The organism is Streptomyces seoulensis, from assembly GCF_022846655.1.
Classification (GTDB): Bacteria; Actinomycetota; Actinomycetes; order Streptomycetales; family Streptomycetaceae; genus Streptomyces.
The window spans coordinates 3368278-3393157 of record NZ_AP025667.1; the positions used below are offsets into that span (position 1 = coordinate 3368278).

A 24880-nucleotide genomic window follows, 5' to 3' on the forward strand; every position below is an offset into this window, starting at 1 on the left:
GACAGGCCCAGGGCATTGACGCCGCCGTGAGGGGCCGTCCATCATCCTCGCCATGCAGTGTCAACGATGACATAAGTCAACGATGACACCTCGGGACGGCATGTTCCGATGCCGGCCGCGCCGCTCGCAATCCCGCAGGAGTCGTTCATGTCTCGCATCACTCGCCCGCACCTGTCCCTGCTGAGAGTCGCCGCGTGTACGGGCGTCGCGGCCCTGGCCCTCACGGCGTGTGGCTCCGGCTCCGGCGCGGGGTCGTCCGGGTCCGGCTCGGGCGGCGTCAAGGTCGGGCTGATCACCAAGACCGACACCAACCCGTTCTTCGTGAAGATGAAGGAGGGCGCGGAGAGGTCGGCCAAGGAGAACGGCGCGCAACTGCTCACCGCTGCGGGCAAGTTCGACGGGGACAACGCCGGTCAGGTCACCGCCATCGAGAACATGGTGGCGTCCGGCGTGAAGGGCATCCTGATCACGCCGAGCGACTCCAAGGCGATCGTGCCCGCGCTGGCGAAGGCCCGCGCCAAGGGGGTGCTGGTGATCGCGCTGGACACGCCGACCGAGCCGGAGAGCGCGGTGGACGCGCTGTTCGCCACGGACAACCTCAAGGCGGGCGAGCTGATCGGCGCGTACGCCAAGGCGGCGATGAAGGGCAAGAAGGCGAAGATCGCCACGCTGGACCTGGCCCCGGGCGTCTCGGTGGGCGTGCAGCGGCACGACGGTTTCCTCAAGGGCTTCGGGGTCGGTGCGAAGGACCCGTCCGTGGTCTGTTCCCAGGACACCGCCGGTGACCAGACCAAGGGGCAGACGGCGATGGAGAACTGCCTCCAGAAGGAGCCGGGCATCAACGTCGTCTACACGATCAACGAGCCCGCCGCGCTGGGTGCTTACACCGCGCTGAAGGCCAAGGGCCGCGAGAAGGACGTACTGATCGTCTCCGTGGACGGCGGCTGCACCGGCACCAAGGCGGTCAAGGACGGGAAGATCGCGGCCACTTCGCAGCAGTACCCGCTCAAGATGGCCGCCGAGGGCGTGAAGGCGGTGGTGTCGTACGCCAAGGACGGGAAGAAGGCGTCGGGTTACACCGACACCGGCGTCACCCTGATCACCGACAAGGCGCAGTCCGGGGTGGACGCGAAGGACACCGCGTACGGCCTGGACAACTGCTGGGGCTGATGCCCCGGCACTCCTGACCGGGCGGTCGGCCCGGCCACTCCCCCGCCGGGCCGGCCGCCCCTGCTCCCCTCCCGTTCGAGTCCCCCGACCTCCGGCACCCCTTTTCGACAAGGACGTCGTATGACCGCCACGACCACGCCGTACGCCGGGCTCACGGCGCCGAGCACGGCGCGCCGACTGCTCACGGCACCCACCACCGGTCCCCTGGCCGCCCTCCTGATCGCCTGTGTCTTCTTCGCCTTCTCCACCGACCAGTTCCTGACCGGCGGGAACTTCTCGCTGATCGTGCAGCAGGTCATGGTCGTGGGCACCCTCGCCATCGGACAGACCCTGATCATCCTGACGGCGGGGATCGACCTGTCGTGCGGGGCGGTGATGGCGTTCGGCAGCATCATGATGGCGCGGATGGCGGCCGAGGGTTCGCTGTCGCCGCTGCTCGCCGTCGGTCTGGGGCTGCTGGTGTGCGCCGGATTCGGGCTGCTGAACGGGGTGTTGACGGAGAAGATCCCACTGCCGCCGTTCATCGTCACCCTCGGCATGCTGAACGTGGCGTTCGCGCTGACCCACATCTACTCGAAGGAGCAGACGGTCACCGAGCTCCCCGGAGTGCTGACCGCGCTCGGCGGGACCTTCCCGCTGGGCCACACCGACATCACCTACGGGTCCCTGGTGACGATCGCCCTGTTCCTGCTGTTCGCCTACGCGCTGAGCAGCACCGGCTGGGGCCGGCACGTGTACGCGCTCGGCAACAGCGTGGAGGCGGCCCGGCTGAACGGCGTACGCACCTCCCGGCTGACCATCGGCGTGTACACGGTGGCCGGTCTGCTCTACGGGGTGGCCGCGCTGCTGCTCATCTCCCGTACCGGCGTGGGCGATCCGCAGGCCGGGCAGACGGACAACCTCGACAGCATCACCGCCGTGGTCATCGGCGGGACCTCCCTGTTCGGCGGGCGCGGTTCGGTGCTGGGCACGTTCATCGGTGTGCTCATCGTCGGTGTGTTCCGCAACGGCCTGCAGTTGATGGGGGTCGCGTCCATCTACCAGACCCTGATCACCGGGATCCTGGTGATCCTCGCGGTGACCGTCGACCAGATCTCCCGGAAGAAGGCCCGATGACCGCCGCCGACTCCCCCACGCCCGTCCTCCAGGCCCGTGGTCTGGTCAAGCGCTACGGCCAGGTGACCGCCATCGACGGCGCCGACTTCGATCTGCTGCCCGGCGAGGTGCTGGCGGTGATCGGGGACAACGGCGCCGGGAAGACCAGCCTCATCAAGGCGCTGACCGGTGCGATCGTGCCGGACGCGGGCGAGATACGGCTGAACGGCGAACCGATCCGGTTCACCGGGCCGCAGAGCGCCCGCGCGCACGGCATCGAGACGGTGCACCAGGATCTCGCCGTGGCCGCCTCGATGGACATCGCGTCCAACATGTTCCTGGGGCGGGAGCTGCGCCGTCCCGGTGTGCTGGGCAGCGTCTTCCGGATGCTGGACAAGAAGCGGATGCGGCAGGAGGCCGCGGAGCACATGGCCGATCTGAAGATCGGGCTGCGCTCGCTCACCCAGGCCGTGGAGACGCTCTCCGGCGGGCAGCGCCAGGCGGTCGCGGTGGCGCGGTCGGTGGCGTGGGCGCGCAGTGTGGTGGTGATGGACGAACCCACGGCCGCGCTCGGGGTGAAGGAGTCCGGCCAGGTGCTGGACCTCATCCGGCGGGTGCGGGACAAGGGGCTGCCGGTGGTGCTGATCAGCCACAACATGCCGCATGTCTTCGAGATCGCGGACCGGGTCCATGTGCACCGGCTGGGGCGCCGCGCGGCGGTGATCAAGCCGTCGGAGTACTCGATGGCGGAGGTGGTCGCCATCATGACGGGGGCGCTCACGGTGGACGAGAGCGGAGGTACGGTCGTCGCGGACTCCGAGGCCGCGAAGGCCGCCGGGGTCCAGGCCACCTGACTTCACCGGCCTGGGGGTGCCCTGCCGGAGCCGACGAGCACAGGAGACGTGTCCCGCATGGCCGCGAACCGCCGCCCCACCCTGGCCGATGTCGCCCGCGAGGTCGGGGTGAGCGCCAAGACGGTCTCCCGTGTCCTCAACGAGGACGGGCCCGCCTCGGCGCACACCCGGGAGCAGGTGCTCGCGGCCGTGGCGCGGCTGGGCTTCCAGCCCAACCTGATGGCGCGCAACATACGGGTGGGCGGCCCGGACACCACGATCGGGCTGGTCGTGCCTGACCTCGGCAACCCGTTCTTCGGGGCGGTGGCGGGCAGCATCGAGGACCGCGTCCGCGAGCGCGGGCTGACGCTGCTGATGGGGTCCTCGGCCGACGATCCGGAGCGGGAGCGGGCGCTGACGGACAAGTTCCTGGCGCGCCGGGTCAGCATCCTGATGGTGGTGCCGTCGGTGGGCGCCGACCACGCCCATCTGCGCCCGCACCGGGCGGTGGGGCTGCCGGTGGTGTTCGTGGACCGGCCGGGGGCGGGGCTGGCGACGGACTGCGTGGTCAGTTCCAACCGGGCGGGTGCCCGAGCGGGGGTGGCGCACCTGGTCGGGTACGGGCATCGCCGTATCGCCTTCGTCGGGGATCTGCCCACCCGGCTCTACACGCGGCGGGAGCGGCTGGCCGGGTACCGGGAGGCGCTGCGGGACGCGGGGCTGCCCGACGACCGGCTGCTGATCGCCAGCGCCCACGACCAGCACGACGCGGGCGAGGCGACGGCGCGGCTGCTGGCGCTCCCCGATCCGCCGACCGCGCTGTTCGCGGGCAACAACATCGTGGCCCTCGGCGTGGTCGCGCGACTGGCCGGCAGCGGCCGCAAGGACGTGGCGGTGGTCGCCTTCGACGACGTGGCACTCGCGGAGGCGCTGGAACCGGCGCTGACGGTGGTGGCCCAGAACCCGGGGGAGATCGGCCGGACGGCGGCCACCACGGCGCTGGCCCGCCTGGACGGTGACCGCTCCCGTGCCCGTACGGTGACGGTGCCGACCCGGCTGATCGTGCGGGGGTCGGGCGAGCAGCGGGTCAGCGCGTCGAACCGAGCAGATGCGGGGCGTGGCGGCGGACGGCCTCCCGGATCTCCTTCATCGTCGGATTGACCATCGCGTTGCCCGCCACGGTCACGGTGGGGACGGTCTCGTTGCCGTCGGCCACCATGCGCACGAACGCGGCCGCGTCGGGGTCGCGCCAGATGTTGACCTCGGTGCGGGGCAGCCGGGCGAACCGCAGCCGGAGCCGGAGTTTGATGCAGAACGGGCACAAGGGGCGCCAGTAGACGACCACGCCGTCCCGGTAGTCCATCGGTGCTCATCCCCTCGGTCGGCGTCTTTCGGATCGAGCGTAGTGGAGGGCCCGCGCGGTGTCGTCGCGCGGGCCCTCCTCCCGTCCGTTCGGGGCTAGTTGAAGCCGATTGTCACCGGCCCGCGGACGCTGGTCCTGGGGGTGGTGATCTTCAGGGTGCGGGTCGTGGTGTCCCACTGCCAGGCGGAGGCGGCGAGCTTGGTGCCGTTCGCCGTGACGCGGGCCGGGGGCTCGGTCAGGCCCTGGAAGGTGACCGTCCAGCTGCGCCGGGCCGGCTGCCCCTTGTAGGTGCCCTGGGTGGGGGCGATGCGCAGGGTGTGGCCGGTGTGGGTGATGCGGGTGGTGGCCGCGCGGTGGCGGGCGGGGGTGCTGACGCCGTCGTCCTCGTAGAGGGTGAAGGAGCCGGACGCGCCGGTGGCCACGGTGACGCCCACCTGGTCGAGCGGGGTGCCGGAGTCGTGGGCGGCGTTGCCGAGGCGGGTGGTGACGATGCCGCCGGCGCGGACGAACACCGGCATGGTGTCCAGGGTGGTCGTCACGTCGTACGTGGCGCCGCCGGTGCCCGCGGTGTAGGTGCGGCCGGTGAAGTAGTCGGTCCAACTGCCGGGCGGGAACCAGACGGAGGTGGTGGTGCTGGTGCCGGGCGTGGTGACCGGGGCGACCAGCATGTCGGGGCCGTACAGGTACTCGCTGCCCGCCTTGGTGTAGGCGTTCTCCTCCTCGGGGTGGTCCAGGTAGAGGGGCCGGACGATGGGGACGCCGGTGGTGGCGGCCTGCTGGGCGAGGGTGTACGTGTACGGGACGAGGGACTCGCGCAGGCGCAGGAACTTGGCGGCGGAGTCGCGGGCCGCGTCGCCGTACTGCCAGGGCAGCCGGTCGCTGTGGTTGCTGTGCAGACGGTCGATGGGCTGGAAGGTGCCGAACTGGACCCAGCGGGCGTACAGGTCGTCGGGCAGCTTGGTGGTGCGGTGGCCGCGGCCGTCGTCGGTGGTGTAGGTCTCGGCGCCGGGGATGCCGTGTCCGTCGTTGTGGCCGCCGATGTCGTGGCTGATGGCGGTCATGCCGGTGGCGGCGGACTCGGCCGGGGTGTAGCCGACCTCGGCGCCGAGGGTGCCCCAGGTGGAGGCGGTGTCGCCGGAGAAGTGGAGCGTGCTGCGCTTGTCGGCCCAGGGACCGGTGGGCAGGCCGACGCCGCCGCTGTAGCCGCCCGCCTGGAGGGAGCCGTAGGCGCGGGAGAGCACGAAGGGGCGCTCGGCGGTCTCGGCGGTGAGGTCGGCGTACTTCTGGTTGATCCAGGCGTCCGGCGTGACGCCGGGCTGCGAGGAACGGGACGCGTCGCAGCACCAGTCGAGCCACCAGAAGTCGTTCCCGGCGCGGTCGAAGGGCCGATGCAGATCGAGGTACGCCTTGAGCTGGTCGGGGTCGCCGAAGTCGAAGGTACGGCACTCGGAGCCGGCCGACCCGGCGCAACCGCCCTTGGCCAGCTTGCCCTTGGCGGTCTGCTGGGCCTTGGCGTACTGCGGGTCGGACTCCAGGATGCTGGGGTGCACGTTCAGGGTGTTGTGCAGCCCCTGCGCGGTCGACCAGTCGAAGAAGCCCTTGGGGTCCGGGTACTTGACGGGGTCGAAGTTCCAGCCGCTCCAGGTGTTGGGGGCCTTGAAGTCGGTGTCGGTGACGAGGACGTCCAGGGGGACACCGGCCGCGCGGAAGGCGGGCACGATGGTGTCCTGGTAGTCCTTCTGCGTGCGGTCGATGTACTCGGAGTACCAGACGCCGTAGGCCCAGCGGGGCAGCAGTCGCGGCGGGCCGGTGAGGGTGGCGAGGTCGGTGAGACCCTGCTTGTAGTCGTGGCCGAAGCCGAAGAGGTAGCCGTCCTGGTAGGGCTTCCCGGCATGTGCGGCGCGCGAAGTGGCCTTGCCGGTGCGGGCGTCGTAGACGGCGGAGGGGGTGTCGTCCAGGAGGTGCCAGCCGTCGCGGTGCAGCAGGCCGGGGGTGATGCGCGGGTGGGGGTCGTTGTCGCCGTCGAGTCCGTCGAGGCTGCGGCGGTAGCCGCCGAGGGCGAGATGCGGCTCGGGGGCGGGGTCGGCCGTCGCGGTGACGGCGAGGGTGTCGACGTTGACGTGGCAGCTCGTGGTGTCGGGGCAGGCGAGGGTGACGTCGTTGGCGCCGGCCTTCAACTCGACGGTGGTGGAGGCGGTTTGCCAGGTGTCCCAGTCGGCGGTGGGGTCGAGGGTGAGGGTCGCGGGGGTGCCGGTGCCGGGGCGGACCTCGATGGTGCGCTTCTCGTGGCGGCCGTCGCCGCCGGTGCCGTTGGCGTAGCGCAGGTGCAGGCGGTAGGTGCCGTCGCGGGGGACGTCCACGACGCGGCGGGTGAGGCGGGCGTCCTTGTTCAGCTCGGCGGCGAATCCGTCGCCGGAGTGCCCCTGGTGGTCGGTGGCGATGACCGCGGAGCCCGCGAGGAGGCCGTCCTCGGCCTCGCAGCTCGTGCCGAACGCGCACCCGGTGACGGCGGTGCGGTCCCGCGCCGGGTAGTCGGCGCCCGGCTTCACCACGGCCGCGCTGTCGACGTTGACGTTGCCGGAGTCGGCGGCGGTGCGCTGGAGCCGTACGGTGTGGTCGCCGGCGCCGAGGTTCAGGGGCAGCCGGGCCACGCCCCAGGTGTTCCAGTCGGCGGTCGCCGGGAGGCTGAACGTCCTGTTCGCGCCGCCGTCCACGCTGAGGCTGAGGGTACGGGTCTCGCGGCGGCCGTCGGCGCCGACCGCGTTGGCGTACCTGACCGCGTACTCGTAGGTGCCGGATTCGGATGAACGAACGTCCGTGGTCAGGGAGTTGTTGTCGACGGCGAAGCCCGCGAGGAAGCCCTTGCCGGTGAACCCGGTGTGGTCCGTGGCGACACCGGGGCCGTCGTGGAGCTGTCCCTCGGCCTCGCACAGGGTGCCCACGGCGCAGTCGGGCCGCTGCCAGGGCGAGGCCAGCACCTGCTTCTGCCCGGCCTTCAGCCGTACGGTCAGGTTGTCGGCGGTGAAGGGGCCGGAGCCCACCCGGTAGCGCAGGGTCAGGGCGCTGGTGGTGACGGTGAGGACGCCGTCCTTGACGGACGAGGTGTAGGCGGGCGGGGTGAAGGCGCTCCGGCCGATGGCGTTGAAGGTGGCGCCGTCCTCGAACCGGTCGTCCCCGGCGTACTCGGTACGGATCAGGGTCGGGGACAGCACCTGGAACCGGGCGCCGGGCACGGTCACGGTTGCCGAGCGGGCCTTGGCGGCCGGGGTGGCGGCGTCCGCGCCGACGGGGGCGAGCGCGACGCCCGCGCAGGCCAGGACGAGGGCGATGGCCTGCCCGCGCGTCGGGCGGAGGGAACGGGGGAAGGGTGGTCGCACAGCACGCTCCAGGGGGCGGTGGCGCTCTGCCGAGCGCGACGGACATGCGGAGACGACGGGTGCATCACTGACGAGCTACAACGTTGTAAACACGGCTCCCCGGCATGAGACCACGCACCGCTTTCCGGTGTCCAGGCGTCGAACAGACAGCGTTGTCAGGGCAGTTGGCGCGAAGCGGGAGCGACGCGTGTTCCGTCCGTGGCTGCTTTTGATGCTGTACAGCCCGAGCCCCCGGTGCTGTCGTGCAAGTGACTGGGCTTGTTCAACGTTGGAGGACGGACACGCCATGCCGGTTCACAGACCTCGCTTCCTGGGCGCGCTGCTCGCCCTCACCCTCGCGCTCGGCGGAGTGCTCGCCCTGCCCGCCCCCGCCCGTGCCGCCACAGCGGTGTGCGCCCTCTCCTGCGACACCCTCGATCCGTCCAAGGCCCGCCAGGAGTCGTTCCCGGTGCCGGACCGCACCGTCAACGGCCGCCTGCTCAGGCTGCATGTCTCCGAGCCGGACAGCATGGTCTGGGCCAGTGTCGACCAGGGCAGGCAGGGCGACGCGGTGTGGCTCGACCGCTCCTGGGACCGGGGCGCGAGCTGGGACGGGCTGCTCGGCAAGGCGAGCGTCCCCGCCTCGTGGACCGGCACCCGGACGCTGATGTACAACGTCACCGATCCCGTCGGCCACCGGCGCGGCTGGGTCCGCGCATGCGCGGACGCGGCCGGGGTGACCTGCACGGACTGGTTCCGCCCACGGGTGTGCGACGGCACCTCCTGCGACGGCGCCGACCCGGCCACGGCGGCCCGCGACGAGCGCCCGGTCCCCGCGACCACGCTGTACGGGCGCACCATCAGCCTGCACATGGACCAGGCGAACGGTCTGGCGTGGGGCGTGGTGGAGAACGGCGGCGCGGGCGACGAGATCTGGCTCGACCGGTCCTGGGACGAGGGCGCGAGCTGGCCGGAGGGCTCGTCGCTCGGCCGGACGAGCGTGCCGTCCGGGTCGGCCTCCACCCGCACGGCGATGTTCGCCACGCGCGACCCGCGCGGCCTGCTGTATGGCGGTGCGGTGCGCGCCTGCGGCCGTGAGTCCGCGCACCAGGACGGGAGTTGCACCGCGTGGGCACGTCCGGCGCCGACCCGCGCACGGGGAGCGGCGGACGCGCTGATGGCGTCGTACCGGACCGACGAGGGCTGGTGGCGCAGCAGTTGGTGGAACTCGGCGGTGGCACTGACCTCGCTGAGCGACTTCGCGCGGAGCACGGGCCGGCACGACTACGACTGGGTGATCGCGCGGACCTTCGAGCAGAACAAGGGCGTCTTCCCGGCGGGCGGGCGCAGTTCGGACCCGGTGGAGGGGCACTTCATCAGCCGGGCCGTGGACGACGCGGCGTGGTGGGCGATCGCCTGGGTGGCGGCGTACGACCAGACGGGCGAGCGACGGTATCTGGACGAGGCGGTCACCATCACGGACTACGTGCGGGGGTTCTGGGACACGGGCACCTGCGGTGGCGGGGTGTGGTGGAACCGGGAGCGCACGTACAAGAACGCGGTGACCAGCGGGCTGTACCTGTGGCTGACGTCGGCGCTGCACCAGCGGCTGAGCGGGGACACGGTGTGGGGCGCGCGTGCGGTGACGGCCGGCGACTGGTACCTGCGCAGCGGGATGATCAACGGGTCGGGTCTGGTGAACGACGGCCTCACCTCGGGATGCGCCAACAACGGCCAGACGGTGTGGAGTTACAACCAGGGGCTGGCGATCGGCGGCTTCACCGAGCTGTGGCGGTCGACCGGGGACGGCCGCTACCTGGACACCGCGAAGCGGCTGGCGGACGCCGCGCTGTCCTCCTCCGCGCTGACCCGTGACGGGGTGCTGACCGAGTCGTGCGATGTCGGCGGCGCGAGTTGCGACGACAACCAGAAGCAGTTCAAGGGCGTGTTCGTGCGGCATCTGGCCGATCTGGCGTCCGCCACCGGTTCGTCGGCCTACCGCGCGTATCTCGTGCGGCAGGCCGACTCGGTGTGGACCAAGGACCGGGACCCGCTGAACCGGCTCGGCCAGCGCTGGGCCGGTACGGGTCCGAACCAGGTGGACTGGCGGACCCAGGCGAGCGCGCTGGGGGCGCTGACCGCGGCCGGGTGAGCGGACGCGGGGCGTTCAGCCGACGCGTCGGCGCCGGGCCAGCCAGGTCTGGGCGACGACGACCAGGACGAGGAACGCCCCGCTGACCACCTGCTGGTAGGCGGAGTCGAGGGAGCCGATCTGGTTGATGACGTTCTGGATGACCTTCAGCAGCAGCACACCGACGAGGGAGCCGCTGACGTAGCCGAGGCCGCCGGTGAGGAGGGTGCCGCCGATGACGACGGCGGCGATGGCGTCCAGCTCCATGCCGTAGCCGAGGATCGTGACGCCGGAGGCGAGGTAGGCCGCGTTCAGCGCCCCGGCGAGGCCGGCCAGCAGCCCGGACAGGGTGTACACGCTGATCTTGGTGCGGGCGACGGGGGCGCCCATCAGCGCCGCCGCCTGTTCGTTGCCGCCGACGGCGTACACGCGTTGCCCGAACCAGGTGCTGCGCAGCAGCACGGCGCCGCCCAGGAAGAGGACCGCCGTGATCCAGACCGGGGTCCCGATGCCGAGCAGCTTGCCCTGGCCGAGGGAGGCGAAGACGGAGTCGGGGTCGACGAGGAAGGTGTCGGCGCCCTCGTCGGTGATGGCCAGCATGAGACCGCGGGCGGCGAGCATCGAGGCGAGCGTGACGATGAACGGCGCGAGTCCGGTACGGGCCACCAGCAGGCCGTTGACGAGGCCGATCGCCGCGCACACCACCAGCGGCAGCAGCAGGGCGACGACCGTGCCGTACTGGGAACCCCAGGCGGCGAGGACTCCGCCGAGAACGAAGACGGAGCCGACCGAGAGGTCGATGCCGCCGCTGACGATGACGAAGGTCATGCCGAGGGCGACGGTGGCGAGGAAGGAGGAGGAGACCGCGATGTTGCCGAGGTTGTCGCCGGTGGCGAACGAGTCGAAGGAGAGCGAGGCGACGGCTGCGAGGACGACGAGGGCGACCAGGGCGCCGTGCCGCTGGGCGAGGGCGGCCAGCCGGTCGCCGCGCCGGCCGGTGTCGCCGGACGCGGGTGCGGTCCGCCCGGCCGTCGTGGGGTGCTCCTTGGTGCTGGTCATCACCGCTTGCTCCTCTCCCGTGCCGCGTACACCGCGAGCACGATCACCACGGCCTGGGCGATCTGTGTCCACGACGACGGCAGGTCGTGTTTGATGAGCGTGGCCGTCAGGAGCTGGATGAGGACGGCGCCGGCCACCGTGCCGCCGATGCGTACGCGTCCGCCGGTGAGCGGGGTGCCCCCGACGACCACGGCGGTGATGGCGGACAGTTCCATCAGGTTGCCCAGGGAGCTGGGGTCGCTGGCCTGGAGCCGGGCCGTGGCGAGGAACCCGGCGACGGCGGCGAGGATGCCCGAGCAGATGTAGACGGTGATCAGGACCCGGTGGACGGGCAGTCCGGCGAGCTGGGCGGCGGGGCGGCTGTCGCCGATGGCGAGGAGCCTGCGGCCGAAGGTGGTGCGGCGCACGGTGAAGCCGACGACCAGGGCGAGGCCCGCCGCGATCAGCGCGAGGTAGGGGATGCCGGCCACGCTGCCGGAGCCGAGCGTGGCCATGGCGGGGTCGCGCACGTCCTTGAGCTGGGGCAGCAGCACCAGGGCGATGCCACGGCCGCCGACCATGAGCGCGAGGGTGGCGACGATGGGCTGGACGCCGACGAACGCGATGAGCGAGCCGTTGGCCAGGCCGATGACCGCGCCGCCGACCAGGGCGGCCACCAGGGCGAGCCAGGGGCCGTAGCCGAGGTAGAGCGAGGTGACGGAGGTGGCCAGGGCCATCACGGCGCCGACGGAGAGGTCGATGCCCTCGGTGCCGATGGCCAGCGCCATGCCGAGGGCGACGATCAGTACCGGGGAGACCTGGACGGCCTGGGTGCGGAAGTTCTCGCCGGAGACGAAGTGGTCGGTGAAGACCACGTTGAACAGCAGCAGGACGGCGAGGCCCAGGTAGACGCCGTAGTTCTGGAGCCAGCCGACGACCGTGTTCCGGTCGGGGAACGTCCGGCTGCCCAGGGTGAGTTCAGTCATGGTGGGGCGCCTCCTCCTCGGCGGCCTCGGCGATGGCCCGCAGGAGCTGGTCGGCCCCTACCTCGTCCCCGGTCAGCTCGCCGACGACCGCGCCGTCCCGGAGCACCACCACCCGGTCGGACCCTTCGATGAGTTCCTCCACGTCGGAGGAGATCAGCAGCACGCCGAGGCCGTTCTCGGCGAGTTCGTCGATGAGTTTCTGCACCTCGGCCTTGGCGCCGATGTCGATGCCGCGCGTCGGCTCGTCCAGGAGGAGCACCTTGGGGTGCATGGCCAGCCAGCGGGCCAGCAGCACCTTCTGCTGGTTGCCGCCGGAGAGTTCGCCGACCTTCTGGTGGGGGCTCGCGGCCTTGATCCGCAGCCGCTTCATGAAGGTGTCGACCACGGCGTCGACACGGGCCTCGGAGACGAGCCCGAAGCGGGACATGCGGGGCAGCGCGGCCAGGGCGATGTTCTCCCGGACGGACAGGCCCGGCACGATGCCCTCGGACTTGCGGTCCTCGGGGAGCAGGCTGATCCCGGCCCGGATGGCGGCGGCGGCCGAGCCGGTGCGCACCGGCTGCCCTGCGACCGTGACCTCTCCGGCCCCGAGGGTGAGTGCGCCCGCGATGGCCTTGGCGGTCTCGGTACGCCCCGAGCCGAGCAGCCCGCCGAGGCCGACGACCTCACCGGGGCGGATGTCCAGCGAGACGTCGTGCAACTGGTGACGTCGCGTCAGATTGCGTGCGCTGAGCACGGGTTGTGCCCCGGCGTCGTGGCTCCCCGCGAACTTGGTGACGCCCTCGGCGCGGACCTCGCTGGTCTCGCGCCCCAGCATCAGGGAGACCAACTGCAGGCGGCCGGTCTCGGCGAGCGGGCCGGTGTGCACCAGGCGGCCGTCGCGCAGCACGGTGACCGTGTCGCAGATGGCGTACAGCTCGTCCATGCGGTGGCTGACGTACAGCACGGCGATGCCTTGTTCGCGCAGCCGCCGGATGACGCCGAACAGGGTCTCCACCTCGCGGGGTTCCAGCGAGGAGGTGGGCTCGTCCATGACGACCACGCGGGCGTCGACGGAGACCGCGCGGGCGAGGGCGACCATCTGCTGGGCGCCGACACCGAGTTCGCGCAAGGGACGGCGTACGTCGACGTGGACGCCGTACTCGGCCATGGTCTCCTGCGCCTCGCGGTGCATGCGGGCGAAGTCGATCAGGCCGAGGCGGGTGCGGGGCTCGCGGCCGAGGAAGAGGTTGCGGGCCACGCTCATCAGGGGGATGAGGTTGACCTCCTGGTAGATCGTGGAGATCCCGGCGTGCTGCGCGGCGAGCGGGGTGGGGAAGGCCACCGGCGCGCCCTGGTGGCGCAGTTCGCCCTCGTCGGGGCGGTAGACACCGGTGAGGACCTTGATCAGCGTGGACTTTCCCGCGCCGTTCTCGCCGACCAGGGCGTGGGTCTGGCCCGCCCGCAGGGTGAACGTCACGTCGTCCAGGGCCAGTACACCGGGGAAGCGCTTGGTCAGGCCGGTGACGGCGAGGACTTCGTCGGGTGGTGCGGTCACGGCTGCTCTCCATGGGGTCATGGGCGACGTGCCTGCTCGGGGCGCCGAGAACCTTCGGAGGGCTCTCGGCGCCCGGTCGAAGTCGGCGCTCAGTAGGCCTTGTTCAGGTCGGCCTTGGCGTTGGCGCCGGTGTACTGGCTGTCCTGGATGACGATGTCCTCGCCGACCGGCTTGCCCTGGGTGAAGGAGTCCAGGGTGGCGAAGGCCAGCGGCCCGAAGCGCGGGTTGGACTCGATGACGGCGCTGATCCAGCCGTCCGCGATGCCCTGTACGGCGTTGCGGGTGCCGTCGATGGTCACGATCTTCACCGCGCCCGGCTTCTTGCCCGCGCCCTTGAGGGCGTTGACCGCGCCGAGGCCCATCTCGTCGTTCTCGGCGTAGATCGCCTTGATGCCGGGCTTGGACTGGATGAGCTGCTCGGTGACCGACTGGCCCTTCTCGCGGGTGAACTCGCCGGTCTGCTTGAAGACGACCTTGAGTCCGGGGGCCTTGGCCTTGACGCGGTCCTCGAAGCCCTTGGTCCGCTCGGTGGTGACGTTGTTGCCGGCCGCGCCGAGCAGGATGGCGATCTCGCCCTTGCCGCCGGTGGCCTCGATCAACTGGTCGGCCGCGCGCCGCCCCTGGGCGACGAAGTCGGAGCCGATGAAGCTGACGTAGTCCTTGCAGGGCGCGGCGTTGATCTGCCGGTCGATGGTGATGATCGGGATCTTCTTGGCCTGGGCGGAGCGGAGCACCGGCTCCCAGCCGTCGGAGTTCAGCGGGGCGATGACGAGCAGCTCGGCGCCCTTGGCGATGAGGTCCTGCACATCGCTGATCTGCTTGGAGAACTGCGACTGGGCGTTGGCGGTGAGCAGCTTGATGCCGCGCTTGTCGGCCTCGGCCTTGATGGAGGCGGTCTCCGCGATGCGGAACGGGTTGGCCTCCTTCTCGGACTGGGAGAAGCCGACGACGGCGTCCTTCAGGTCGAGCTTGTCGGCGCCGTAGTCGCCGATCGCGCAGGTCTTGCCGCCGCCGCTCTCGGCGACCTGCTTGCCCGCGTCGCCGCCCGCGCTGCTCGTCTGCGAGGGGGCTGAATTGTCGCTCTCGGACTTGGTACAGCCGGTGACCAGCGCCAGCCCGGCGACGAGCCCCACGGCGAGGATGTTTCTGGTGGTGGTGCGGGAGTGCGGCTTCATGCGGATTACCCCACTTCGGGACTGCGGAAGGCCGGTCCGGCGGTGACCAGATCAGGATGCTTTTTACATCGTTGGAAGTGCCGTGTAAACACCCTGCGCGGGACGACACCGAACCGGTATGGGTGCCAACTGCGGCCCATGGAAAGGGGTTTGCACTGGTCAGGCCGAGTACGGGCGCCGTCCGAGCGTGCTCTCCCGTTCCACGAGGGTGAAGCCGGGCTGGAGCAGGCGCGCGGCCCGTGGGGTCTCGTGGTTCTGGTCGCCCTTGAGCCGGCCGACGACGGACTCCACGGCGAGCCGGGCGATGGCCTCCTTGTCCGGGGAGACGGTGGTCAGGGTGACGGCGGCGTACCGGGACTCGGTGACGTCGTCGAAGCCGACCACCGCGATGTCCTCGGGCACCCTCAGGCCCCGCTCGAACATCACCCGCATCGCGCCGAGCGCGACCAGGTCGTTGTAGGCGAACACCCCGTCCGGGCGCTCGCCGGAGTCCAGCAGTTCGGCCATGGCGCGCGCGCCGTCCTCGTGGCCCCAGCCGCTGGTGGAGGCGACGAGCCGGTCGTCCACCACCACGCCGGAGGCGGCCAGTTCGGCCTGCCAGCCGATGAAGCGCAGGTGGGCGGGCTGGTGCATGCGGTCCTGGCGGGCGCCGAGGAAGGCGATGCGGCGCCTGCCGAGGGCGAGCAGATGGCGTACGGCGGCCCGGGCGGCGGCGATGTTGTCGATGACGATGTGGTCGTAGGGCAGGTCGTAGCGGCGCTCGCCCAGCAGGACCAGGGGCGCGTCGTCGCGGCGGGCGGCGAGGTCCTCGGTCTCCAGCTCCAGGGGGCTGAGGATCAGGCCGTCCATGACCCTTGCGCGAAAGCCCTGGCAGACCAGGATCTCCTGTTCGCGCTGGCCCTGGGTGTGGTCGAGCAGGACGGTGTACTCGTGCTGGGCGGCGGCGTCGATGACGGCGCCGGCGAGTTCCGCGAAGTAGGAGTTGCCGAGTTCCGGTACGGCCAGACCGATGATCCCGGTGCGGCCCTTGCGCAGGTGACGAGCGGTCAGATTCGGCCGGTAGCCCAGCTCGTCGATGGCCGACTGGACACGGGCCCGCATGGCCGGGGTGACGTGCGGATAGTCGTTGACCACGTTGGAGACGGTCTTCACGGAGACCCCCGCACGTTCGGCCACGTCCTTCAGACTCACGCGCATCCTCAGTCCTCCCACGCCTCGTGTCAGACACCTGGACAGAGCGCAGGAGGCGTGTTCTCATGCCAACTGCCCTTGTTTCCAACGTTATACAAGATGTGCTGGAGCACGGGCAGAGCACGCACCCGCAACTCCGTTCCCCCCGGAGGTACTCGTGCCACCATCCCCTCGCCGCAGGTCCGGCCCGCACCGCTGGCTGGCCTCCGCGTTCACCGCTCTGACGCTCGTCGTCTCCGGCGCCGCCGCGTCCCAGGCGTCCCAGGCGTCCCCGGCGTCCCCGGCGTCCCCGGCCGCTCCGAAGGCCGACGGCCCGGCGGAGGCTCACGGCCTCAAGGGTGAGTACTACACCCAGTCGGCTTCCGGCGCCTTCGACTTCGCCGCGCTGAAGGCGACCTCCTTCGACCCCTCGCTCGACTTCGCCGACCTCGAACCGCGGCTGAAGGCCCGCGCCGGGCAGCAGGACGACGTGAGCGTGCGCTGGACCGGCCGGCTCACCCCGGCCAAGACCGGCGCGCACACCTTCTCGATCACCGGCGACAACGGTTTCCGGCTGTGGATCGACGGCAAGCCGGTCATCGACCACTGGGTGGACGACTGGGACCGTGAGCAGAATTCGGCGCCCGTCACCCTGGAGGCGGGTCACGCCTACGACATCAAGGTGGAGTACTTCGAGCATTACGGAGGCTCCAACCTGCATGTGCGCTGGACGCCGCCCGGCGGTGCCAAGGAGGCGATCCCGCAGTCGGCGTTCAGCCTGCCCGACGGGTTCACCTACAACGGCCCGCAGGACTCGGCCATCCAGCCGGACGGCAAGACCCTGGTGCTGGACTTCGCCCAGCAACTGAAGGCTCCCCCGGCCGGGTTCGACGACCACCTCGACATCGATGTCGGCGGCTCCGCCTGGCCGCGCGGCACCGCCCACCTGGACGCGTCCGACCCGAGCAAGCTGGTCGTGCCGCTCAAGGAGCCGGTGGTCGGCGGCCACGGCGGCTACGCGGACCTGCGCTACGACGGCAAGGGCGGCCTGACCGGCACCGACGGCGCCGAGGTCTCCGACTTCTGGAGCACGGGCAGCAACCGCTCCACGTACCAGCTCCGCACCCCCTGGGCCGACAAGGTCAGCCCCACCAACGCCCATCCCGAGTACCCGCGGCCGCAGTTGACCCGCGACAAGTGGAAGAACCTCAACGGCACCTGGGAGTTCGCGGGCGCCGAGGCGGGCGAGCAGCCGCCCACGGGCAAGAAGCTGGGCGAGAAGATCCTGGTGCCCTACCCCGTCGAGTCGCAGCTCTCGGGGGTCGAGCGGCACGAGGACCGCATGTGGTACAAGCGGTCCTTCGCCGTCCCCGCCGACTGGCAGGTGCACGGCTCACGCCGGCTCCAGCTCAACTTCGACGCGGTCGACTGGCAGGCCGTGGTCTACGTCAACGGCAAGAAGGTCGGTGAGCACAAGGGCGGGTACGACCGGTTCAGCCTGGACGTCACGGACGCGCTGAAGAAGAACGGCGGCCCCCAGGAGCTGATCGTCGGCGTCTACGACCCGACCGACTCGGCGAACGGCGAGAACCCGCCGATCGGCAAGCAGCGCCTCGACCCCAGCGGCATCTGGTACACGCCCAGCTCCGGCATCTGGCAGACGGTGTGGATGGAGCCGGTGGGCCGGGACCGCGCCGAGGACGTGAAGACCACCCCGGACCTGGCGAACCGCTCGGTGTCGGTGAACGTGCGTGGTGTGCGCGACGGCGTGCCGGTCACGGCCGTCGCCTACGACGGCGGCCGTGAGGTCGGCCGGGCGAGCGGCACCAGCGGCTCTGCCTTCTCGGTGCCCGTCCCCCGTCCGCACCTGTGGACCCCGGACGACCCGCACCTGTACCAGCTCAAGGTCACCGTCGGCCGCGGCACGAACGCCGACCGGGTGGGCAGCTACTTCGGTATGCGCTCGGTCGAGGTCAAGACGGTCGACGGCAAGCAGCGCACGATACTCAACGGCAAGCCGGTGTTCCTGATGGCCACGCTCGACCAGGGCTTCTGGCCCGACGGGCTGCACACCGCGCCGACCGACGAAGCGCTCGCCTACGACCTGAAGGTGCACAAGCAGCTCGGCTACAACTCGGTGCGCAAGCACATCAAGGTGGAGCCGGACCGCTGGTACTACTGGGCGGACAAGCTGGGCCTCATGGTCTGGCAGGACATGCCGGCGATGAACACGGTCAACCCGTCGGCGGCGGCCCGTACCGAGTACGAGCACGAGCTGAAGGAGATGATCCTCCAGCACGACAGCCACCCCTCGGTGGTCATGTGGGTCACCTTCAACGAGGGCTGGGGCCAGTACGACCAGGCGCGGATCGCGGACTACGCCAAGTCCCTCGACCCGACCCGGCTCGTCAACAACATGAGCGGCCTGAACTGCTGCGGCGCGGTGGACGGCGGCAACGGTGACATCGCCGACGCCCACGGCTATCCCAGCCCGCAGGTCCCGGCGGCCGACGGCAAACGGGCCCTGGTCAGCGGCGAGTACGGCGGCCTCGGTCTGGGTGTTCCCGGACACGCCTTCCCGGTCCAGATGACCTATGTGGGCGTCACCCCGGAGACGTACACCGACGTCTACCTGGACCGGCTGAAGGAGGTCGAGCAGCTCGCGGCCTGCAAGGGCGGCAACGGCGCCGTGTACACCCAGATCACGGACGTCGAGGGCGAGCTGAACGGCCTGCTCACCTACGACCGCAAGGTCCTCAAGGCCGACACCGCGCGGCTGCACGCCGCGCACGAGGCGCTGATCAAGGGCGCCGAGAACGGCACGCTCACCTGCACCTCCTGAAACACCTGAAGAACCCTGCCGGCCCGCCCCGCCTCAGCGGGGCGGGCCGCGCAACCCCCATGCCGGACTCACCCCCCAGGAGCGCCCGCATGTCCCTCCACCGACGTCACTTCCTGGCCGGCGGCGCGCTGGCGCTGGGCTCGGTCGCGCTGTCCGGCCCCTTGGCGCACGCCGCCCCGGCCGCGGGCAGAGCCGCCCGCGCGCCGGCCCCGGCCGCCTTCACCCGGCTCGCGCCCGGCAGCGTCACCGCGCGCGGCTGGCTGGCCGGCCAGCTCAGGCTTCAGCTCGACGGATTGTGCGGGCGCTACGACCGGCGCTCGCACTTCCTGGACTTCGACACCTCCGGCTGGGTGCACCCCGAGAAGCCCGGCTGGGAGGAACTGCCTTACTGGCTCCGGGGTTTCGTCCCGCTGGCCATCGCCACCGGGGACGCCGACGCGCTGGCGCGGTCCCGCCGCTGGATCGACGCGGTGCTGGCCACCCAGGAGTCCGACGGGTTCTTCGGCCCGCGTTCCCTGCGTACCTCGCTCGACGGCGGCCCCGACTTCTGGCCGTTCCTGCCGCTGCTGATGGCGCTGCGCACCTGGCAGGAGTACGCGGGCGACCAGCGGATCATCCCCTTCCTGACCCGCTTCCTGACCTTCATGAACGCCCAGGGCAAGGGCGCCTTCGACCACAGTTGGATCTCCACCCGCTGGGGCGACGGTCTCGACATCGCGCTGTGGCTGCACGAGCGGACCGGCGACGCGTTCCTGCTGGACCTGGCCGACAAGATGCACACCTGGGGCGCCGACTGGACCGGACCACTGCCCACCGCGCACAACGTCAACATCGCGCAGGGCTTCCGCGAACCGGCCCAGTACGCCCGGCTCTCCGGCTCGGCCTCCGACACCGGTGCCACGTACCGCACGTACGACCAGGTGCTGGGCTCCCACGGGCAGTTCCCCGGTGGCGGGTTCGCCGGGGACGAGAATCTGCGGCCCGGCTTCGGTGATCCCCGGCAGGGGTTCGAGACGTGCGGGATCGTCGAGTTCATGGCCAGCCACGAGCTGCTCACCCGGGTCACCGGGGACCCGGTGTGGGCGGACCGGTGCGAGGAGCTGGCGTTCAACATGCTGCCCGCCTCGCTCGATCCGCAGGGCCGGGCGGTGCACTACGTCACCAGCGCCAACAGCGTCGACCTCGACGACACGGTGAAGTCGCAGGGGCAGTTCCAGAACGGCTTCGCCATGCAGTCGTTCCAGCCGGGCGTCGACCAGTACCGCTGCTGTCCGCACAACTACGGGATGGGCTGGCCCAATTTCACCGAGGAGCTGTGGCTCGCCACCCCCGACCAGGGTCTGGCGGCCGCCCTCTACGCGCCCTGCCGGGTGACGGCCACGGTGGCCGGGGGTACGCGGGTCACCGTCACCGAGGAGACCGACTATCCCTTCGGCGAGACGGTCCGGCTCACCCTGTCGGCACCCCGAGCGGTCCGCTTCCCGCTGCGGCTGCGGGTGCCGGGCTGGTGCGCGGCCCCGGTGCTCACGGTGAACGGACAGGCGGTGGCCGCGCGGCCGGGCCCCGCCTTCGTCACCGTGGACCGCACCTGGGCGGACGGCGACGTGGTCGCCCTGCGGCTGCCGCAGCGCACCACCGTGCGCACCTGGCCGGGCCAGCGGGACGCGGTCAGCGTGGCGCACGGCCCGCTGACGTACGCGCTGCGGATCGGCGAGCGGTACGTGCGTTACGCGGGCGACGACGCCTTCCCCGAGTACGAGGTGCACGCCACCACCGCGTGGAACTACGGGCTGGTGCCGGGCGCGGTGCCCGAGTTCGTCCGGGCGGCGGGTCCGGTCCCGGCCAACCCGTTCACCCTGGAGGGCACGCCCGTTCGGCTGACGGCGCGGGCCCGCCGTGTCCCGGAGTGGGTGGCGGACGACGAGCACGTGGTCGCGCCGCTCCAGCAGAGCCCGGCCCGTTCCACCTCTCCGGTCGAGACGGTCACGCTGGTCCCGATGGGGGCGGCCCGGCTGCGGATCAGCAGTTTCCCGACCGCCGCTCCGGACGGCCGCCCCTGGACCCCGGAGCCGCCGTTCAGGCGGGTGCGGAACAAGCACAGCGGCAAGGTGCTGGCCGTGGACAACATGTCCACGGCCAACAGCGCCCGTGTGGTCCAATACGACGACACGCCGACCGGCGACCACGCCTGGCAGTTGCTCGACCGGGGGGACGGCTGGTTCCTGGTCCGCAACGGTCACAGCGGCAAGGTGCTGGGCGTGGACGGCATGTCGACGGCCGACAGCGCGCTGGTCGTCCAGTACGAGGACAACGGCACCGACGACCATCTGTGGCGGCGTCTGGACAGCGGTGACGGCTGGTTCCGGCTCCAGAACAAGCACAGCGGCAAGGTGCTGGGCGTGGACCGCATGTCCACGGCGAACAGCGCGCAGGTCGTGCAGTTCGCGGACAACGGCACCGACGACCATCTGTGGCGGATCGGGTAGCCGGCGCGGGCGTCCCGGTCAGCTCGGCCGGGACGCCTCCAGCAGGTCGCACTCGATGAAGGACGGCGGGCTGGTGCACAGGGCCGCCATGCGCTCGGCGAAGGCGCGGGCCTCGGGGTCGTGGCGGCTGCGGCCGGCTGCCTCCAGGGAGGCGAACTCCAGCACCTCGTAGTAGCGGTCGTCCTGGTTCTTGTCCTTGAGGACGGCCTGGTAGGTGGGGCCGTGTTCCATGCCCCCGAAACGCCTGTCGATGTCCATCGCCAGGGTGCGCATCTCGTCGATGCGGTCGGTCTCGAAGGCGATGATCTGCACGAACTTCTCGGCCACGGTTCCTCCAGCCGGCAAGGGCGCCGCCACCGGGACGGGGACGGCTCAGCACCCAACGAAACACGGCGGACGGTGGTCGGCAATTCGTCACGGGGCGTTCGCCGTACGGCGGCGCGGCCGCGTATGGGTGCCGGACACCTCCCGGCATGGGTGCCGGCACCGATGGTGGTCCGGCGCTCGCGCGTGCGACGGTGTCAGGGCCCCCGCGACCCGGACCTGGACGGTCCGACGGCGTGGGGCCTCGCGCCCGGAACCGCACCGGGGTGCGGGCCCTCGAAGCGTCCGCGAGGAAGGCGAAGGTGGCCCGTGGGACATGCCGACACCCTGCTCGCCATGGGCGGCGCCTTCCTGGCCGCCGCCTTCCTCGCCCGCCTCGGCGCCCGCTTCGGGGTGCCGACGATCCCTCTGTTCATGCTGGCCGGTCTGCTGCTCGGCCCGCACACCCCCGGTCCGGCCCTGGTGTCGGACCCGCGCGACTTCGAGATGCTGTCCGCGCTCGGGCTCGTGCTGCTGCTGTTCTACCTGGGCCTGGAGTTCAAGCTGGACGACCTCCGGCGCGGCGGGCGGCGGCTGCTGACGGCGGGCGGGATCTATCTGCTGCTCAATGTCGGCGCGGGCCTGGGTTTCGGCTTCGCCCTCGACTGGGGCGCGCGGGAGGCGCTGGTGCTGGCCGGCGTCCTCGGCATCTCCTCCTCCGCGATCGTCACCAAGATCCTCATCGACCTGGGCCGGATCAGCCGTCCGGAGACCCGGCTGATCCTCGGCGTGATCGTGGTGGAGGACCTGTTCCTCGCGCTGTACCTCGCCGCGCTCCAGCCGGTGATCGGGGGCGCGGAAGGGGTCGGGGAGACGGTGTCGCAGGCGGCGAAGGCGTTCGGCTTCCTGTTGGTGCTGGCCGCCGCCGCCCGGTACGGCACCCGGCTGGTGGGCCGGCTGATCCGGGTCCGTGACGACGAACTGCTGGTGATCAGCTTCCTGGGCGCGGCCGTGCTGGTGGCCGGGGTGTCGGAGTTGCTGGGGGTGGCGGACGCGATCGGCGCGTTCATGGTGGGGCTGATCCTGGCGGGCACGCCGTCCGGGCCGCGTATCCGGCGGCTGGTGCATCCGCTGCGGGACGCGTTCGCGGCGATCTTCTTCTTCGCGTTCGGGCTGGCGCTGGACCCGGCAGGACTCGCGTCGGTGGCGGGACCGGTGGCCGCGGCGGCGGGGCTGACCATCGTGATGAACGTGATCGCCGGTCTGCTGGTGGCCCGCACCTACGGGTACGGTCCCGAGCCCGCCGCCGCCATCGCCACCACCCTGGTGGCCCGCGGGGAGTTCGCGCTGATCCTGGGCGCGATGGCGGCGAGCGCGGGGCTGGACGGACGGCTCGCCTCGTTCATCGCGGGGTACGTGCTGGTGCTGGCGATCCTCGGTCCGGTCATCGCCAAACGCGCGGATCTGCTGGCCCGCGCGATGAGAGCGGTGCGTCCGGCTCCACCGGCCCCAAAGCCCTGCGAGGAGGCCCCGGTTCCCGCGGAGCGGTGGTTCAGGGTTCGATCAGGCCCACCCTGATGGCGTACCGGGTGAGTTCCAGGCGGTCCTTCAGGCCGAGTTTCTGCAGCAGGTTGGCGCGGTGGCGTTCGACCGTCTTGGGGCTGATGACCAGGAGGTCGGCGATCTGCTGCGAGGTGTGGCCCTCGGCGACGAGTTTGAGGATCTCCTCCTCGCGGCCGGTGATCATCCTGGAGGGCAGCGCGCGGCCGTCGCGGACCCGTTCGAGGTAGTCGCGGACTAGGGCGCCCACGGCGCCGGGGTAGAGGAAGGGCTCGCCGCGCAGGGTGGCGCGGCAGGCTTCGACGAGGTCGCGGTCGGCGACGGACTTCAGGACGTATCCGGAGGCTCCGGCGGCGAGGGCCTCGAAGAAGAACTGTTCGTTGTCGTACATCGTCAGGATGAGGATGCGGGTCTCCGGCTGGGTGCGGGAGAGCTCGCGGGCGGCCTGGAGACCGGTGAGCCGGGGCATGGCGATGTCGAGCACGGCCAGGTCGGGGCGGTGGGTGCGGGCCAGGGCGAGGGCTTCGGCACCGTCGTCGGCCTCGGCGACCACGGTGAGGTCGGGTTCGCTCTCGAGGATGAGCCGGACTCCGCGCCGGACGAGCGCGTGGTCGTCGGCGAGGAGGATGCGAGCGGGGGCCGGGGCGGTCATGGGCGGCTCCGGACGGGGACGGTGAGGCGGATCTCGGTGCCGCCTCCGGGGCGGGGGCGCACGGTGAGGCGGGCGCCGATGAGCAGGGCGCGTTCGCGCATGCCCCGCAGGCCCGACCCCTCGGGGGCGCAGCCGATGCCCCGGCCGTCGTCGCCGACCCGGAGCTCGACGGCGTCCGGGGTGCGGGTGAGGGCCAGCTCGGCGTGCCGGGCGTGGGCGTGGCGGGCGATGTTGGTGAGTCCTTCCTGGGCGACGCGGTAGAGGACGAGTTCGGTCTCGTGGCCGAGCGGGGGCAGGTCGGTACAGAGCCGGTGGCGGACGGTCAGTCCGGGACCGGAGAACTCGGCGGTGAGGGCCTTGAGTGCGCTGGGCAGGCCGAGTTCGTCCAGGACACCGGGGCGCAGCCGGCGGGCGATGCGGCGGACCTCGTCGAGTCCGGTACGGGTGGTCTCCTGCACCTGGAGGAGTTCCTCGCGCAGCCGGGGCGGGGCCTGGCCGGCGACGCGGCCGAGTTCGAGGAGTACGGCGGTGAGGGTCTGGCCGACCTCGTCGTGGAGTTCCTGGGCCACGCGGTGGCGTTCGGCCTCCTGGGCGGAGAGGGCGCGGGCGCTGCTCGTGGCCCGTTCCTGCTCCAGCCGGTCGAGCATGGCGTTGAAGACGGTGATCAGCTCGGCGATCTCGCCGTGGCCGCCGACCGGCGGGCGCACGCCGGGCCGCAGCAGGTCGGCGGTGGTCATGGCGCGGCTGAGGCGGTGCAGCGGGGCGAGGTTGACGCGGAGCAGGACGGCGTTGGCGACGAGCATGGCGGCCAGGCCCGCGGTGAGGATCGCGGCCTCGGTGAGCAGGACCGGGGTGGAGACGGTGACGGGGCCGAGCAGCAGGGCGGCGGCCGCGACCAGGACGACGGCGTTGAGCAGGAAGATCCGCCAGAACAGGGGCACCGCGCCTCACCTCCCGGCGCCGGGTCTCGGTCGGGCCCGTCAGCTACAGCCTGTGCGGGGAGCGGTCGGGGCGCCATCCGTGGGGGCACCCGTCCGGGTCTCCCCTACGGGTCACAGGGCACGCAAATGGGGGTCATACCCGATGGCGCGGGCGGCGGTGCGGCCGGGACGCTGGAAGCGAACCGGAAGGGAGGCGCCCGATGCACGTGTACGAGGAGGAGACCCTGGCCGGTGTCCGGGGG

Annotated in this window: 18 protein-coding genes; 8 read left to right on the forward strand and 10 right to left on the reverse strand. The window is 71.5% G+C overall.

Going from position 1 to position 24880, the window contains the following annotated elements:
• Positions 1–147: 147 nt before the first annotated feature.
• From HEK131_RS15595 to HEK131_RS15610, 4 genes are all read left to right on the forward strand, one after another.
• Positions 148–1170 carry a sugar ABC transporter substrate-binding protein gene (locus HEK131_RS15595; RefSeq protein WP_217464640.1) on the forward strand — a complete coding sequence of 341 codons (1023 nt, stop codon included), beginning with the start codon at positions 148–150 and terminating at the stop codon, positions 1168–1170.
• 120 nt (positions 1171–1290) lie between these two features.
• Positions 1291–2286: an ABC transporter permease gene (locus HEK131_RS15600; RefSeq protein ID WP_244335772.1), complete on the forward strand. Its 996-nt coding sequence runs from the start codon at positions 1291–1293 to the stop codon at positions 2284–2286.
• Positions 2283–3119, forward strand: coding sequence for an ATP-binding cassette domain-containing protein (locus tag HEK131_RS15605; protein ID WP_161149395.1), 837 nt, complete (start codon positions 2283–2285; stop codon positions 3117–3119). The genes HEK131_RS15600 and HEK131_RS15605 overlap by 4 nt, the downstream gene beginning before the upstream one ends.
• Before the next feature lie 57 nt (positions 3120–3176).
• Entirely contained in the window at positions 3177–4259 is a 1083-nt protein-coding gene (locus HEK131_RS15610) for a LacI family DNA-binding transcriptional regulator (RefSeq protein WP_217464642.1), read from the forward strand.
• Here HEK131_RS15610 and HEK131_RS15615 read toward each other — a convergent pair.
• The gene (locus HEK131_RS15615) at positions 4186–4461 is read right to left on the reverse strand and encodes a glutaredoxin domain-containing protein (RefSeq protein ID WP_217464643.1); all 276 of its coding nucleotides are present in this window, start codon (positions 4459–4461) and stop codon (positions 4186–4188) included. The two genes, HEK131_RS15610 and HEK131_RS15615, sit on opposite strands and share 74 nt — an antisense overlap.
• Before the next feature lie 95 nt (positions 4462–4556).
• Positions 4557–7838: a TIM-barrel domain-containing protein gene (locus HEK131_RS15620; protein ID WP_432215633.1), complete on the reverse strand. Its 3282-nt coding sequence runs from the start codon at positions 7836–7838 to the stop codon at positions 4557–4559.
• A 286-nt stretch (positions 7839–8124) separates the two neighbouring features.
• Here HEK131_RS15620 and HEK131_RS15625 point away from each other — a divergent pair, with 286 nt between their 5' ends.
• Positions 8125–9969: a glycoside hydrolase family 76 protein gene (locus tag HEK131_RS15625; RefSeq protein WP_244335773.1), complete on the forward strand. Its 1845-nt coding sequence runs from the start codon at positions 8125–8127 to the stop codon at positions 9967–9969.
• 15 nt (positions 9970–9984) lie between these two features.
• Here HEK131_RS15625 and HEK131_RS15630 read toward each other — a convergent pair whose 3' ends face one another.
• The 5 genes from HEK131_RS15630 to HEK131_RS15650 form a co-directional block, all read right to left on the reverse strand.
• On the reverse strand, positions 9985–11007 hold the full coding sequence (locus HEK131_RS15630) for an ABC transporter permease (RefSeq protein ID WP_244335774.1): 1023 nt from the start codon (positions 11005–11007) through the stop codon (positions 9985–9987).
• Positions 11007–11972 carry an ABC transporter permease gene (locus HEK131_RS15635; RefSeq protein WP_217464646.1) on the reverse strand — a complete coding sequence of 322 codons (966 nt, stop codon included), beginning with the start codon at positions 11970–11972 and terminating at the stop codon, positions 11007–11009. The genes HEK131_RS15630 and HEK131_RS15635 overlap by 1 nt, the downstream gene beginning before the upstream one ends.
• Positions 11965–13530, reverse strand: coding sequence for a sugar ABC transporter ATP-binding protein (locus HEK131_RS15640; RefSeq protein WP_432215634.1), 1566 nt, complete (start codon positions 13528–13530; stop codon positions 11965–11967). The genes HEK131_RS15635 and HEK131_RS15640 overlap by 8 nt, the downstream gene beginning before the upstream one ends.
• Positions 13531–13598: 68 nt before the next feature.
• Complete coding sequence (locus HEK131_RS15645; protein WP_244335776.1) at positions 13599–14684, reverse strand: ABC transporter substrate-binding protein; 1086 nt, start codon at positions 14682–14684, stop codon at positions 13599–13601.
• A 159-nt stretch (positions 14685–14843) separates the two neighbouring features.
• Positions 14844–15881, reverse strand: a complete 1038-nt coding sequence (locus HEK131_RS15650) for a LacI family DNA-binding transcriptional regulator (RefSeq protein ID WP_244335777.1) — start codon at positions 15879–15881, stop codon at positions 14844–14846.
• Positions 15882–16032: 151 nt separating this feature from the next.
• On the opposite strand from HEK131_RS15650, the gene HEK131_RS15655 reads away from it, so the two are divergent.
• Both HEK131_RS15655 and HEK131_RS15660 read left to right on the forward strand, forming a co-directional pair.
• Positions 16033–18696 (forward strand): PA14 domain-containing protein, encoded by a 2664-nt coding sequence (locus HEK131_RS15655; protein ID WP_432215635.1) that lies wholly within the window; start codon positions 16033–16035, stop codon positions 18694–18696.
• Between the two features lie 89 nt (positions 18697–18785).
• The gene (locus HEK131_RS15660; RefSeq protein WP_244335778.1) at positions 18786–21182 is read left to right on the forward strand and encodes a beta-L-arabinofuranosidase domain-containing protein; all 2397 of its coding nucleotides are present in this window, start codon (positions 18786–18788) and stop codon (positions 21180–21182) included.
• Positions 21183–21200: 18 nt separating this feature from the next.
• On the opposite strand, the gene HEK131_RS15665 is transcribed toward HEK131_RS15660, so the two are convergent.
• Positions 21201–21509 (reverse strand): hypothetical protein, encoded by a 309-nt coding sequence (locus HEK131_RS15665; protein ID WP_244335779.1) that lies wholly within the window; start codon positions 21507–21509, stop codon positions 21201–21203.
• Between the two features lie 306 nt (positions 21510–21815).
• Here HEK131_RS15665 and HEK131_RS15670 point away from each other — a divergent pair, with 306 nt between their 5' ends.
• Positions 21816–23063, forward strand: coding sequence for a cation:proton antiporter (locus HEK131_RS15670; protein WP_244335780.1), 1248 nt, complete (start codon positions 21816–21818; stop codon positions 23061–23063).
• Here HEK131_RS15670 and HEK131_RS15675 read toward each other — a convergent pair.
• Together HEK131_RS15675 and HEK131_RS15680 are read right to left on the reverse strand one after the other, a co-directional pair.
• Entirely contained in the window at positions 23038–23697 is a 660-nt protein-coding gene (locus HEK131_RS15675; RefSeq protein WP_217461631.1) for a response regulator, read from the reverse strand. The genes HEK131_RS15670 and HEK131_RS15675 overlap by 26 nt on opposite strands.
• Positions 23694–24638, reverse strand: a complete 945-nt coding sequence (locus HEK131_RS15680; protein WP_244335781.1) for a sensor histidine kinase — start codon at positions 24636–24638, stop codon at positions 23694–23696. Before HEK131_RS15680 ends, HEK131_RS15675 begins: the two co-directional genes overlap by 4 nt.
• Positions 24639–24880: the final 242 nt, after the last annotated feature.

Bases quoted from the DNA above. Each gene is read 5' to 3' on its own strand.
- HEK131_RS15660 (WP_244335778.1), top strand. From the start codon at position 18,786: ATGTCCCTCCACCGACGTCACTTCCTGGCCGGCGGCGCGCTGGCGCTG.
- HEK131_RS15625 (WP_244335773.1), top strand. From the start codon at position 8,125: ATGCCGGTTCACAGACCTCGCTTCCTGGGCGCGCTGCTCGCCCTCACC.
- HEK131_RS15615 (WP_217464643.1), bottom strand. From the start codon at position 4,461: ATGGACTACCGGGACGGCGTGGTCGTCTACTGGCGCCCCTTGTGCCCG.
- HEK131_RS15650 (WP_244335777.1), bottom strand. From the start codon at position 15,881: ATGCGCGTGAGTCTGAAGGACGTGGCCGAACGTGCGGGGGTCTCCGTG.
- HEK131_RS15595 (WP_217464640.1), top strand. From the start codon at position 148: ATGTCTCGCATCACTCGCCCGCACCTGTCCCTGCTGAGAGTCGCCGCG.
- HEK131_RS15645 (WP_244335776.1), bottom strand. From the start codon at position 14,684: ATGAAGCCGCACTCCCGCACCACCACCAGAAACATCCTCGCCGTGGGG.
- HEK131_RS15610 (WP_217464642.1), top strand. From the start codon at position 3,177: ATGGCCGCGAACCGCCGCCCCACCCTGGCCGATGTCGCCCGCGAGGTC.
- HEK131_RS15640 (WP_432215634.1), bottom strand. From the start codon at position 13,530: ATGACCCCATGGAGAGCAGCCGTGACCGCACCACCCGACGAAGTCCTC.
- HEK131_RS15605 (WP_161149395.1), top strand. From the start codon at position 2,283: ATGACCGCCGCCGACTCCCCCACGCCCGTCCTCCAGGCCCGTGGTCTG.
- HEK131_RS15635 (WP_217464646.1), bottom strand. From the start codon at position 11,972: ATGACTGAACTCACCCTGGGCAGCCGGACGTTCCCCGACCGGAACACG.
- HEK131_RS15600 (WP_244335772.1), top strand. From the start codon at position 1,291: ATGACCGCCACGACCACGCCGTACGCCGGGCTCACGGCGCCGAGCACG.
- HEK131_RS15630 (WP_244335774.1), bottom strand. From the start codon at position 11,007: ATGACCAGCACCAAGGAGCACCCCACGACGGCCGGGCGGACCGCACCC.
- HEK131_RS15675 (WP_217461631.1), bottom strand. From the start codon at position 23,697: ATGACCGCCCCGGCCCCCGCTCGCATCCTCCTCGCCGACGACCACGCG.